Below are 13367 nucleotides of genomic sequence, written 5' to 3'. Positions count from 1 at the left end.
CATCTTGCTCACGACTGCGGTCTATCGCTTACTCCTTTCTCGGCTTATTGACAGTTAACGCCATAACTTTGCTTACATATTTGCGGCTGTTATTTATCAGGGCTTTGCTGCAGGATAATCGCCGCGCACAACCTTTTCCGTTTCCATTCAGGTGATCGATGAACATAACCCCCAAGCAGAGAACCCTGGCCATCACCATGCTGATCGCCGTGGTACTCATCGGCTGGCTGCTCTGGCCCAGTCAACCACCCAAGGCGATGCTAACCGCTCAGGTGACCCGCGAGGATATTGCCCAGACCGTGCTGGCCAGTGGTGTGCTGCAGGCCGTGGAGCAGGTGGATGTGGGGGCCCAGGTCTCCGGTCAGGTTACCAAGCTGGCCGTCGAGGCTGGTGATCAGGTCAAGCAGGGAGACCTGCTGGCCGAGATCGATCCCCTGATTGCCCAGAACAACCTCAAGACGGCCGAGGCGGAGCTTGCCAGCAACCGCGCCCAGCTCAAGATCAAGCAGGCACAACTCAAACAGAACGAGCTCGCCTGGCGGCGCCAGCAGCAGATGTTCAAGCAGGAGGCGAGCTCACGGGCCGATCTGGAGAGTGCCGAAGCACTGCTGGCGGTCACCCGCGCCGAACTGCAAAACAGCCAGGCCAATATCGACAATGCCCTGATCAAGGTTGATCGGGCCAAGACCGAGCTGGGCTACACCAAGATCCTGGCGCCGATGGATGGCACCGTCATCAGCATTGTGACCCGTCAGGGCCAGACCCTGGCTGCCAGCCAGACGGTGCCGACCGTGCTCAAGCTGGCCAACCTCGAGACCATGACGGTCAAGGCGCAGATCTCCGAAGCTGATGTCACCAAGGTCAAAGCCGGCATGCCGGTCTATTTCACCCTGATCGGCGATCCGGATACCCGCTATCAGGGTACCCTTCGCGCCGTGGAGTTAGCGCCTACCAATATTAACGATCAGGCCACCACAGGTACCACCACCAGCAATGCGGCCGTTTACTACTACGCCCTGTTCGATGTGCCCAATCCCGATCATACCCTGCGGGTGGCAATGACCACCCAGGTGACCATAGTGCTCGGCGAGCGCAAGCAGGTGCTCACTGTGCCGCAAACCGCCCTCGGCAAGTCGCTGGGGGACAACGAGTATGAAGTCACCGTGATCAATGACGATGAGACAACCGAAACCCGTCATATCAAGACCGGTATGAAGGACGAGATCCGCATTGAAGTGATCAGCGGGCTGAGTGAGAAGGAGGAGGTGCAGCTCAATCACGGAGCCCCCGCCGACAATGATGAGATGGCGGTGATGCTATGAGTGAGCCCCTGAACCAGCTGCCGTTGATCCAGCTGAAAGGGGTCGAGCGACGCTACCAGAGCGGCGACAGCGAAGTCACCGTGCTCCACCCTCTTGACCTCACCATCACGGCAGGAGAGATGATCGCCATTGTCGGCGCGTCCGGCTCCGGTAAGTCGACCCTGATGAACCTGCTGGGTTGTCTGGATAGCCCGAGCGGCGGCCAGTACCTGTTTCGCGGTCAGGACACCGCCACCATGGATGCGTTGGCGCTGGCCCGACTGCGCTGCCACCACTTCGGCTTTATCTTTCAGCGCTACCACCTGCTGCCCCACCTCGATGCCGCCGCCAACGTGGAGATCCCAGCCGTCTATGCTGGCACCAGTCGCCCGGATCGCCAGGCACGTGCGCGTCAGCTGCTGGGCAGACTGGGTCTGGCCGATCGCAGCCACCATACCCCGGGCCAACTCTCCGGCGGTCAGCAGCAGCGGGTCAGTATCGCCCGGGCGCTGGCCAATGGCGGCGAAGTGATCCTCGCCGATGAACCGACCGGCGCACTGGATAGCCAGAGCGGCAAGGAGGTGATGGCGATCCTCAAGGAGCTGCACGCTCAGGGCCATACCATCATTCTGGTCACCCACGATATGAACGTGGCCAGCCATGCCGACCGGATCATCACTCTCAAGGATGGTCGGATTGAACAAGATAGCGGCCCCTGCCAAACGGCCGTGTTGGCTCCAGCCACCGCTGTAGCCCCTCAAAAAATAGAGCCCACTACAGGCGCCAAGGGCCACGACTGGGATCGTTATCGGGAAGCGGGACGGATGGCGATCCATGCCATGCTCGCCCACCGGATGCGCACCTTCCTCACCATGCTCGGCATCATCATCGGTATCGCCGCCGTGGTGAGCGTGGTCGCTCTTGGTCAGGGGGCGCGCGCCAAGGTGATCGACCAGATCAATGCGATGGGCACCAACACCATCGAAATCTTCCCGGGTAAAGGATGGGGCGATGAGAAGATGGCCAGCATCCAGACCCTCAACAAGGGGGATCTCGATGCCCTGTTGGGGCAACCCTATCTTGCGGGCGCCAGCCCCGAGATCGGCAGCTCCGGCCAGTTGCGCTACCGCAACAAGACCAACAGCGGCAACGTGACCGGGGTCGGTAACGATTATTTCAAGGTGAAAGGGATGACGCTGGTCAGTGGTCGCTTACTGGAGTGGCAAGATATCCAGCAGCGTGCCGCCGTCGCCGTGGTGGACAAAAAGAGTATTACCAGTCTGCTTGGCAAGGAGGATCCTGTAGGCAAGGTAGTACTGGTCGGCACCTTGCCGGTGCGGATTGTCGGGGTGGTTTCGCAGGAGACCGGCTTTGGCCCCACCAGCCAGTCAGTCAATATCTGGCTGCCCTACAGCGCGGTGATGAGTCGCCTCATCTCGCAGCACCACTTCAGCCAGATCACCATCCGGGTCAAAGACGGGGTACAACCGGCACTGGCCGAGCAGGCGGTGATCGAGTTGATCACCAAGCGTCACGGGGTGAAGGATTTCTTCACCTTCAGTAGCGACAGCATCATCAAATCGGTGGAGAAAACCACCGCCACCATGACCTTGATGGTCTCGGCCATCGCGGTGATCTCGCTGATCGTCGGCGGGGTGGGCGTGATGAACATCATGCTGGTGTCGGTGGTCGAACGCACCCGCGAGATCGGCATTCGCATGGCCGTGGGCGCCCGCCAGTCAGATATTCTGCAGCAGTTCCTGATTGAAGCCGTGATGGTGAGCCTGCTGGGGGGGATCTTCGGCGTCGGCCTATCGCTAGGCATTGGCGCGCTCTTTTCACTGCTGGTGGACTCCATCAAGATGCAGTTCTCGCTCTTCTCCATCCTGATGGCCTTTGGCTGCTCGTCACTCATCGGGATCCTGTTTGGTTACCTGCCGGCACGCAATGCGGCTCGGCTCGACCCTGTTGTCGCACTGGCGAGGGAATAACAATGCACAAACTCTCCTGGCTGGCTCTCTGCATGGCCCTCAGCGGCTGCAGTCAGCACAGCACCTATCAAAGACCCGAGCTGACGATTGCCCCCACATGGCAACAGGCAGAGGGCACCCAACTGGCTACGCAGGCTGGCCCCTGGTGGCGGGAATTTCATGATCCCCAGCTCGACAAATTGGTCGAGGCGGTTCTGGCCGCTAACCCGGACATGCGTGTGGCGGCCCTCAAGCTCAAAAGCGCCAGACTGGGCGCCGAGCAGGCCGATACCAACCTCACCCCCTCGGTCAATGGCACTATCGCAGCCAGTGGCAACAAGGATCTGAAAAGCGGCAAAGGCACCAACAGTCTGGGCCCCTCGCTGAGCCTCAGTTACGATGTGGATTTGTGGGGCAAGCTTGCCTCGGTGCGAGATCAGGCAAGCTGGGAGGCGGCGGCAAGCGAGCAGGATCTCGCCAGCACCCGACTCCTGCTGATTGGCAATACTCTGGAGCAGTATTGGCAGCTCGGCTATCTCGGCTCTGCCATCGCACTCGGAGAACAGCAGCTGGCCAACCTGACGCGAACTGAGCAGCTGACCCAAACCAAATACCAGGCAGGCGCCATCACCCGACTCGATCTGGCGCAGGCACGCCAGCAACTGGCAGGCAAGCAGGCTGAGCTGGCCTCCCTCAAGGCGCAGCAGGAGCAGGCTCGCAATGCCCTGCGTCTGTTGCTGGGCCGCAGCAACGGGCCGCTGGAGTATGCACCCGCTTCCCTTGCAAAGCAGGCTATTCCTGAACTTGCGGTGGGTATTCCGGCCGATGTGCTGGCCCGCCGCCCCGATGTCAAAGCGGCCGAATTGCGGCTGCGCAAGACGCTGGCTAAAGGGGATGAGATCCGCACCAGCTTCTACCCCAGCCTGACCCTGACCGGCAGCGCCAGCACCGCATCCGATAGATTGGCGCAAGTGCTGCAAAATCCGGTTGGTACGCTGGGAGCCAGCCTTACCCTCCCCTTCCTTGAATACAACCGCACCCAGCTCGCCATCGAAAGCTCAAAGCTGGATTACCAGATCGCTGAAACCGAGTTTCGCAAACAGCTCTACACCGCACTGGTGGAAGTGGAAGACAATCTGTCCGCCCGCCACTATGGCCAGCAGCGACTCGATTATCTGCAGGAGCAGCTGAGTTATGCCCAGGAGGCCGAACGCCTGGCAAAGGCTCGCTTCCAGGCGGGTGCGACCGGTGTACAGGCTTGGCTTGATGAGCAGAACCGGCTGTGGGATGCCCAGCAGAGCCTGCTGGCCCAGCAAAAAGAGCAGCTCACCACCACTGCCAAAATCTATCGTGCGCTGGGTGGCAGCGATAGTGTGATGCCCCGATAGCACTTCACCTGGCCATCCCCCACTCTGCCGGCAGAGTGGGGGATGCCATCGCCATAGACCGCACAGAATTCCCTCGCCCACACGGCAACCGAACTCCATTGCCCATCATCAGGGGCAGGTATGACAGCGCAGCCAATTACATGCATTGGCGACCCAGAATATCCCGGCCTTACCTTGGGGCGCTCTCTATCCCTCACGCTCCCTGAACGGAGATAACGATTACCGGATATTTCATCTGCAGAGGGCTTTCTCTCTTGCCGAACGACGCACCGTGAATCGTGAGAAACATATCCGAAGCTCGTATCAGCACAACGCATACAAATAGCGATATCGCGTTGGTGAGCCACAGGACAAAATTAATCGTAAACAACGAATGATATTGAGTAAAGGAACTGCGGGTAAGGCGAGAGAGAAAGGATACAAACGAGGAATGCAGATAACAATGAGGTGGAAATACTGGTTGGATAACCACGAGTAAAACGGCAAAAATAATGCCGCCCGAGGGCGGCATTATTCAATCTCTGAACCTGACGAATTAGATCAGGAAATCGTTCAGGTCTTTACCCAATGCTACTTGAGCAGCAATGGCTTTCGGCATACGGCCTTGACCGGTCCAGGTTTTTTCCTGGCCATCTTCTTCGTACTTGTATTTAGCCGGACGCGGAGCTCGCTTGCTCTTGGCTGCGCCAGTTGCAGCAGCCGGAGCAGCGGCAGTCGCCAGTAGCTCACGAGGATCAATACCAGCCTGCTGCAGCATTTCGGTGAATTCATTCAGCTTGCGCTGACGCTCTTCCTGTTCAGCACGCTCCTGTTCAACAGAATCGGCGCGCTCTTGGTAAACCAGGTCAAACTTCTCTTTAGCTTCCAGCAGTTGCTCAAACGGCAGCTCACGAACAGCCGCACGCAGACTGCGAATGTTCAGCAGAACTTTCAGAAACTCGTTCATTATTTCCTCACAAAAAGTCGGTCACAGGGATTACCGTGTCAGAATAGCATGGACAATTGATAACAACATACCGTTTTCTGTATTTACACTCCTTTTTTTTATTTTTCACTCACCATACTCTCTTGACGCGAAGCGTGATAACAAATCAATGCTCAGTTGTGATTGCTATACAATCTGACAGATGATGATCTCAGATATTACAGGGCTCATTAATATCCCACTGCATGCAGTCAGAAGATTCTCTTTATAGTGACACCCGATATGCCCTCCCCCCCCCGCCCAGTTACCCATCAAGGTGAAATAAAAAAGCCACAAAGCAATTCCTCAGCAACGACGACTTAAAAGGCCATAATTTTTATCCATAAAAATCATAAGCTTACAACACCAGCCCATATATCTAAAGACAAATAAACAATCTGTTTTTTAACATAACCGATCTTACCCGGTTGTTAAATTACGCTAATTTGCGCGAGCATTACTTTGTGCAGATTGATCAACACCACTGATCACCGGTATAGCTACAGAGCCACTCAGCAGAGGTTCCGCAGGATAGAGTCTGAGCGCTTCCAGACGCATCGCATCGGCTGCCTCTTTGCGACCCAGAGCGTTAAGTGCTGTCACCATATTGGTGTATATATTAGCACGTGGTGTATGAAGTACGAAGGCCTGCCCCCACTCCAGATAAGCTTCCAGTTCATCCTTGTTGTTTGTCTGCAAACCGACCATCAGACGAACCGAGTTCACATCAAATTCAACTCGTGTCAGCCATGCCATAGGATTGATAATCTCCAGCAAGAGCGTCGGCTCCTTATAACCTCCCCGCTCGTATTTGGTGACGACCCAGGCAGTATGAAGGGCTGTCAGCATAAATGGGACAACCAATAGAGGGATAGCTATTGCCATAAATCGGAGCAACAACCAGGGGCGATACTCAATGTCCAACCACGATGGGCTACCGCAACTCACGAAACGGGTTTCTTCAATCTCGGTGTCAACGACATAGATCAGCGTCAGCAACAACCACCACAACACGATTGCATGGTAAAGGGGATATTCCGTCTGAGTATGGAGCAATATCGGTGTCACCAGGGCAAGCAGTGCCATGGCATTTACCCAACGCACCTTCGTAAGGCGCCACAATAATGCGCACCCCATAATCACCATACCAACCATGGGAGCCACCCCTCCCTCAACAGCCCAATAAAGGAATTCGTTGTGGGGATGGTCAAGATTGTACTCAATCTGCACCATAGATGGATTCAGCGCCTTATCAGCCATGTAGTGATGGAGAAAAACAGATTCAAAACTGCCGTATCCCCAACCACTCCATGGTGCTTCGGCAATCAGCTTGGCTGCATAAGGCCAATAAATAGATCGCATACCACCAGATTGATAAATCTCCAACCCGCGCTTTGCGCCTGCCATCCAGTACTGTGATAGCAGGCCAAGGGCCACCGCAAAAATAACCAGCGCCAACATACGCCATAGCAATCGATGGCGATGGAGTTGCGGTATCAATAAAAACAGAGCTAGCAGACCGCCAAGTTGACCCACTCGGGATTGCAAAACAACCAGCAACAGTGTTGCTGATAGAATGACGCCATAGCGCAGAGCCATCAGCAAACGACCACCCTCTCGGCGTAATTCCAGCCAAATAGCAAGGGCAAGACCAGTTGCCATAAAGGTTGCCATCACGTTTGGCTGTTGAAAGATCCCGTAAGGACGATTGGTTTTAGTGTCGTAGCCAATCCAGTTACCGGGTGTCAACAGATAGAACTGTATCAGACCGAGTAAAGCCTCCATCGCGATCGCTATCAGGACGATATAGAGCAAGCGATCACGCTGCAACCGATTGAAGCGCCATTGATAGAGCCCGAATAAAAACAGCAGACCAGCAAAAAGCCCCAATAATCTGGGAATGGCATAATCCCTGAGTGCAAAACCTGGATAGAACATCGGCAGCAGTAGCAAGAGTGCCCCTATCCATAAGCCCGCTTGTAATGGAGAAAAGAGCAGACGCTGGCGTAACGTCACTTGCCACAATCCTAATCCAATAGCCAGCGAGGCAAACACCCATCCCCATGCGTTAAAGGGCAGATATAGCCCTGCTCCTCCCGGGTTGTGCATAAAAAAATGCACTCCAAGTAACCAGTATAATGAAGATAAAATCCAATACAAGCTGCTCATATATTATTTCCGTATACTCAACGAGCCCCAAACCCTGTCAGCATTGTTTTAATAGTTTTGATTACTATTAATAGATCAAGCCAAAGCGAAAAATTTCTAATATAATAAAAATCATATTCTAATTTTATACGAGTACTATCTGTATCAGCTGAGTAGCCATGCATCACCTGAGCCCATCCACTTATACCAGGACGAACCATATGACGATACATATAGAATGGTAATTCAGACTCAAACCTCTCCACAAAAAAACGCTGTTCAGGCCGTGGACCAATCAAGCTCATATCCCCTTTAAGAACATTAAAGAATTGCGGGAGCTCATCAATTCTATATTTACGAATAAAATTACCAACACGAGTAATCCGTTTGTCAACCTCCTGAGCAAAATATGCATTGTCTGATGATGAACTGTCATGCATACTACGAAATTTATATATTACAAAATCTTTATTACCCAGCCCAACTCTCTTTTGCTTAAAGAAAACAGGGCCAGGGCTTTCCAGCTTTATTAATATTGCTGTTATAAGTAACACCGGCATAAAAAAGGGGAGTGCCATTATAACAACCAAAAGATCAGCTAGTCTTTTTAAAAAGAAATAAAACAACGAGGGAATAGCGGAACCCAAGTCATTTTCATATAATTGCTCAACGCTCACTCGGCCTGTTAATGATGCATATATAGTTTTGCTGTGATAGATTGGTATCCCTAACAAAACGAAATCAGTTAATAACCTTTGCCATTCACTCGTCAAATCAGATGAGTGAAAGTCAGCAACTACGGCATTACCACAAAACAGAGAAAAATCGGGTTTGTGAAGAATATTCCATTCAACAGCAGTCAAGGCACACAGTTTCTGATAATTACCAACCGGGATGATAGAATACTTAACCTTGCCAGATCGTGCCCCTAAGTAATAAATAAGCCAGCAAGATACTAAAACCAATATATACGAGCTTATAATTACTGGCCTACTATACTCAAGACGAAACAGCAGCAACACACCGAATAATATTCCATACACAGCGGTTACTGTTGGAATCATATAAGATAAAGCATTAACTCCAGGATAGCAAAGCACTCGACTCAGGAAAAAACCAGTAGTAATACATGTTATAAAGATTCCTAAAAGTGAATTTATTTTTACATCATCAAGGAAATTCCAAAAGTCCTCGCCCCAAAACAAAAATGCAGGTAATAATGTTGATACCAAGGATGTAAAAAAGAACATTATTGTATAATTAAACCGTACAAGGTCATACCAACGACCACCATATGGATAATAGCTATTATTTATCATGAAAAACTCATTCAGTTATCAACCACAGGGCTGAGCGCCATCGATATGCTGAGCCAATATGTCAAAATATATGCCAATGATTTTTTTCTCATCGAATCTGGCACTAACTAATTGCCTCCCAGCATTACCCATCAAGGTTCTTTGAGCTGTAGTCATTCGTATGAATGTCATCATCGCATCAGCCAATGATGAAACATTTCTAGCTTGACAGAGTAACCCGGTTTTCTCATGTAGCAGTACATCTCTACATCCAGGAACATCGGTAACAATAATTGGCTTTGCCATTGCAGCAGCTTCGATCATAGTTCTTGGCAATCCTTCGCGATAAGAAGGTAACACAATACAATCACTTTCCATTATGATAGGCCTAACATCATGTGTAGTACCGAGATATTCCAGCACACCGTCATTGATCCATTCATGCAACTGTGCATATCCGATCGCTCGTGGGTTATCAGCCTGAACATCGCCTAGCAATTTAAACTTTATGTTTGGATGACGAATATGAATCTGCTTTGCGGCTGCTACATATTCTCCAATCCCCTTATCCCATAACAACCGCGCAATGAGCAAAAAACTAACCGAGTCATCTTCAGCAAATTTTTCTGAAGGATAAAAAAAACTCAAATCAACGCCCTCGCCAGGCAGTAACAGAGTCTTTCTTTTATCTACCAACTGTCTTGATACAAATTCAAGGCGATCATCTTCATTTAAGAAAATGACTAGCTTAGGATATTTAAAAGCGAATTTATAAAGCAACCTTACTACTTTGGGCACCCAACCATCATTCATAAAGGCATATCCTAACCCAGTGGTTATAGCCAAGGCAGGTGTGCGACAAAGATGTGCAGCAAAAGAACCATATATATTTGGTTTTACCGTATAATGGATAATTAAATCCGCATTAATTTTTCTATATATTCTTACGAAATCAAATATTAATTTTAGTTCAACAATTGGATTGACTCCTTTAGGGGATAGTGCCAACGGTATAAATGAACACCCCAAATCACAGAGCGAAAAAACTGTATTATCAGGTGGAGCAACAATGGTTATGCGATATCCATGTTGTATAAGTGCAGATAATAATCCGCGGCGAAAATTCCACATTGACCACGCTGTATTGCTCACCATACAAAGATGTTTGCTCATGTGTAGTCCTGGTACAAATTTAACCAACGCAGACAGATAGTCTCTATTGAATAATGGCTAATAACCCGAATCCGAGCCTCCCTAGTCATCACCTCTTTCTCAAGCGGCGAAAGCATCATAGCCTGCTCAATCGCGGTAAATAGCTGCTGACTATTTTTAGAGGGGACAAGCAATCCAGCAGAGCCAACCACTTCCCTCACTCCACCACAATCGGTGGCAACCACTACCCGCTCAGTAGCCATAGCCTCAGCCACAACTAAACCAAACCCCTCCCAAGCTGATGACAACACAAATATATCTGCTGCACTCATCCAATCTTCAACATCATAGCGCAGCCCCAAGAAATGAACTCGCTCGCTAATCCCTTGTGCGCTAGCGATTGTGGTTAAGTATTCTTTTTCCTCACCCTCACCTATGATGACCAACTTAACATTATTGGATCTCGAAGATAACATCGCAAATGCAACAAGCAAATTTGTATAGTCCTTGGCAGCGGTCAGTCTGCCTACTGAAATTAACAATATGTTATTGTCATCAATCCCAAGCTGAGAGCGTAATTTATTTCTGACTGTGGCGTTAAAATAAAAACGCTCCGTATCAATACCATTATACATGACTTTCATTCGCCCGGCAGATACCGCACCTTGTTTAATAAAAGCCTCAACAGCTTCTTGGCTTACGTTTGTGTTAAGATCACATAACCTTTCGGTAAGCCGGTATGCCAATATCCGCCACCCTCTTCCCTCATTAACACTATGTGCAGAGCAGATAAGCTTCGGAAATGATACAAATAATCGTAATAACCGAGCAAAAATATTTGCATGCACCATATGGCTATGCACCACATCCGGTTTATATTGATTAAGTAACCTGATCGCCTGCCAGTATGCTTTGAAAACACTAAATGGAGTTTTCCTCATCTGCAGTGAAACGATGTTTGCTGCAGTCGAATGTGGGCGATTGCTAATTTCACTGGTCATCGAGATAATTAATATATGGTGGCCCAACCTAATAAATTGATCTGCCAAATCGCACACTTGTCGTTCAGCGCCCCCCATACCAAGGCCTGTGATTACCATCGCAATTTTCATGCTATCTCTTCAACCAACAGTAAAGAATGCACTGGAGACTTCTGACACATGCTTTGACCTTGCCGAACAATCGAGTATCTCGGATCACCTGGTCTCGATAAAACAAACCAAAACCACATGGATTACTTCTTAGATTTTTTTTAAAATTTGAGGTGTAGCCATCAGGAAGATATTCACACAAGTATATTACTTGGTCTACATAAAAAACTATCTTACCTATATCGGCAATTTTATTCCATATATATAACTCTGGTACAAACTTTTCGCCCGGGAACTGAGGAAAAGGAAACTCACGCATAACATTAGTGCGAAAAACATAAGCCAAGTCACCTTGTAATATATGCCCTGCCATGATGGGCTGCATTACCATTGACTTGCTCCATGCGGTGTCGGAGATACCAATTATATGACCAGATAATGTTGCTCTTCTAAAACACATCCCAACAAATTCCGAGCTAATATGATTCATAACATCATATAGCTTGGCAACAGCATCACCAGTTAATAAGTCATCACTATCCACAATGATAATCCAATCACCGGTCGCATGAACCACACCTTCATTTATAGCGCGATGCTTCCCTCCATTTTCTTTATAAAAATAATTGATTGGAAAGTCAGATTTAACTCTATAATCAAAAATAAGCTCGGCGGTACCATCAGTGCTACCGTCATCGATTACGAGCCATTCAAAGTCCCGCCTTGTCTGCTGACACAAACTGTCATACAACCTTGGTAAAACATATGCTCTGTTATAAGTTGGCGTCATTATTGTTATCATTGCACGACCTTACACACGCAACCTTTATATTGATGAATGAAGTATATCGACATCGTCGCAGCCATCATCAAAAAAGCATTAGTTATGTAAACGATGTAAATGTCACCGGAACGAAATACTTTTAGCAACAGCCAATAGTTGAATATGCTTATAATTAATAGAAAGAACCACTTGCACATTATCAAAAAATATTTTTTGTCACGGTATAATCGTTGCATTAAAACGCTATCCACAGCGAAAAAAGAAAGCGCAGGCAACATCATAATGGCTAAATCTGCTGCTAACTCATAATCTTTCCCAAAGATAAAATAGACAATTTCATGTAGCCATAACCAACCCATTAATTGCAAGATACATGCAACTAATAACAGTCCTAAACAAACCGTATGTATTTTTTTTACTCTGCGCCCATATAACATCATTGGGGCTATAGACTGCACAACTATACCAAGTACAAGTACGCCCTGCTCTAGCATTTGACTAGCCACACCATACATGGCTAGTTGTTCATACCCTAAGTAATGCTCGATGAAAAAGCGATCAATCCTCATATAAATCAGCATCAGCATTAATGGAACCCAGAGCGCCCCACCTCGACTTAACATTACCACTGCCACTTTTTTATGCCAGTCCCAGATGCCACCTCTAAAATAAATAACACAACTCAGTGACATAGCTAAAAACATTGCTTCTATTGCCCTGCTTGAATAGATGATGACATAAGATGAAAGTAAAAAAGCGAGGCTTACCAAAAGCACCCTTAATAATAAAATTGCAAGACGAATCGCTACAACAACACCTATATTTGTGGTGGCTTGATAGTAGTTGGCTATTACTGAAAATGGTTCATTAAAAATGAGCGCCAGTGCCAATAGCATCAGCATTAATCTTACATCTTGATCTGCGACAATAAAATTTGCGTAGATTAATGTGACAAGCAAAGCAACCAAAGCGAAAAGTAGACGAAAAACAAATACTGAAGATAGTATCTTCCAACGCAAATGAGGATGCCGAACTAATGCCGGAACAACAACTTCCGAGCCGGCAATCAATGTAACTGATGACAATAAAATGACGGCATTAAGCGAATATAGCCATTTCCCATATAATGACACACCGAGTAGATGACTAATTACCCCCTCGCAAAAAAAAACCAACCCAATGGTCACCATTTTTTCAAATAATAGAATACTAACATTAGTAATAATTGCGGCATATTCTCGATAAAATGCCACAACCAGGCCTAATCGCAT

10 protein-coding genes are annotated in these 13367 nt (G+C 48.8%); 3 read left to right on the top strand and 7 right to left on the bottom strand.

The window, feature by feature from the left end:
* Window positions 1-158 precede the first annotated feature (158 nt).
* The 3 genes from macA to G5179_RS07895 are packed head-to-tail and all read left to right on the top strand — an operon-like array spanning window position 159 to window position 4659.
* Entirely contained in the window at window positions 159-1322 is a 1164-nt protein-coding gene (gene macA, locus G5179_RS07905; protein WP_421258157.1) for a macrolide transporter subunit MacA, read from the top strand.
* Window positions 1319-3292, top strand: coding sequence for a MacB family efflux pump subunit (locus G5179_RS07900; protein WP_421258156.1), 1974 nt, complete (start codon window positions 1319-1321; stop codon window positions 3290-3292). Before macA ends, G5179_RS07900 begins: the two co-directional genes overlap by 4 nt.
* 2 nt (window positions 3293-3294) lie before the next feature.
* Window positions 3295-4659, top strand: a complete 1365-nt coding sequence (locus G5179_RS07895; RefSeq protein ID WP_421258155.1) for an efflux transporter outer membrane subunit — start codon at window positions 3295-3297, stop codon at window positions 4657-4659.
* Window positions 4660-5194: 535 nt separating this feature from the next.
* Here G5179_RS07895 and G5179_RS07890 read toward each other — a convergent pair.
* The 7 genes from G5179_RS07890 to G5179_RS07860 all read right to left on the bottom strand — a co-directional run bounded on the left by G5179_RS07890 (window position 5195) and on the right by G5179_RS07860 (window position 13367).
* A complete protein-coding gene (locus tag G5179_RS07890; protein ID WP_216954269.1) occupies window positions 5195-5605 on the bottom strand; it encodes an H-NS family nucleoid-associated regulatory protein in 411 nt (136 codons plus the stop codon).
* Between the two features lie 459 nt (window positions 5606-6064).
* Complete coding sequence (locus G5179_RS07885) at window positions 6065-7792, bottom strand: Wzy polymerase domain-containing protein (RefSeq protein WP_421258154.1); 1728 nt, start codon at window positions 7790-7792, stop codon at window positions 6065-6067.
* A 17-nt stretch (window positions 7793-7809) separates the two neighbouring features.
* The gene (locus tag G5179_RS07880; protein ID WP_421258153.1) at window positions 7810-9090 is read right to left on the bottom strand and encodes a sugar transferase; all 1281 of its coding nucleotides are present in this window, start codon (window positions 9088-9090) and stop codon (window positions 7810-7812) included.
* Window positions 9091-9108: 18 nt separating this feature from the next.
* Window positions 9109-10242 (bottom strand): glycosyltransferase family 4 protein, encoded by a 1134-nt coding sequence (locus tag G5179_RS07875; RefSeq protein ID WP_227340920.1) that lies wholly within the window; start codon window positions 10240-10242, stop codon window positions 9109-9111.
* Window positions 10239-11333, bottom strand: coding sequence for a glycosyltransferase (locus G5179_RS07870; protein ID WP_421258152.1), 1095 nt, complete (start codon window positions 11331-11333; stop codon window positions 10239-10241). Before G5179_RS07870 ends, G5179_RS07875 begins: the two co-directional genes overlap by 4 nt.
* 1 nt (window position 11334) lies before the next feature.
* Window positions 11335-12102: a glycosyltransferase family A protein gene (locus tag G5179_RS07865; protein WP_421171999.1), complete on the bottom strand. Its 768-nt coding sequence runs from the start codon at window positions 12100-12102 to the stop codon at window positions 11335-11337.
* Between the two features lie 8 nt (window positions 12103-12110).
* A complete protein-coding gene (locus G5179_RS07860) occupies window positions 12111-13367 on the bottom strand; it encodes a lipopolysaccharide biosynthesis protein (RefSeq protein ID WP_421258151.1) in 1257 nt (418 codons plus the stop codon).

It is taken from the genome of Aeromonas sp. 600886, assembly GCF_049174935.1.
GTDB classification, from domain to species: domain Bacteria; phylum Pseudomonadota; class Gammaproteobacteria; order Enterobacterales; family Aeromonadaceae; genus Aeromonas; species Aeromonas veronii_A.
The sequence above is the reverse complement of the archived record's forward strand: the minus strand, read 5'-3'. Positions and strand labels throughout refer to the sequence as shown.

Bases quoted from the DNA above. Each gene is read 5' to 3' on its own strand.
- G5179_RS07890 (WP_216954269.1), bottom strand. From the start codon at position 5,605: ATGAACGAGTTTCTGAAAGTTCTGCTGAACATTCGCAGTCTGCGTGCG.
- macA (WP_421258157.1), top strand. From the start codon at position 159: ATGAACATAACCCCCAAGCAGAGAACCCTGGCCATCACCATGCTGATC.
- G5179_RS07870 (WP_421258152.1), bottom strand. From the start codon at position 11,333: ATGAAAATTGCGATGGTAATCACAGGCCTTGGTATGGGGGGCGCTGAA.
- G5179_RS07900 (WP_421258156.1), top strand. From the start codon at position 1,319: ATGAGTGAGCCCCTGAACCAGCTGCCGTTGATCCAGCTGAAAGGGGTC.
- G5179_RS07875 (WP_227340920.1), bottom strand. From the start codon at position 10,242: ATGAGCAAACATCTTTGTATGGTGAGCAATACAGCGTGGTCAATGTGG.
- G5179_RS07860 (WP_421258151.1), bottom strand. From the start codon at position 13,367: ATGCGATTAGGCCTGGTTGTGGCATTTTATCGAGAATATGCCGCAATT.
- G5179_RS07885 (WP_421258154.1), bottom strand. From the start codon at position 7,792: ATGAGCAGCTTGTATTGGATTTTATCTTCATTATACTGGTTACTTGGA.
- G5179_RS07865 (WP_421171999.1), bottom strand. From the start codon at position 12,102: ATGACGCCAACTTATAACAGAGCATATGTTTTACCAAGGTTGTATGAC.
- G5179_RS07880 (WP_421258153.1), bottom strand. From the start codon at position 9,090: ATGATAAATAATAGCTATTATCCATATGGTGGTCGTTGGTATGACCTT.
- G5179_RS07895 (WP_421258155.1), top strand. From the start codon at position 3,295: ATGCACAAACTCTCCTGGCTGGCTCTCTGCATGGCCCTCAGCGGCTGC.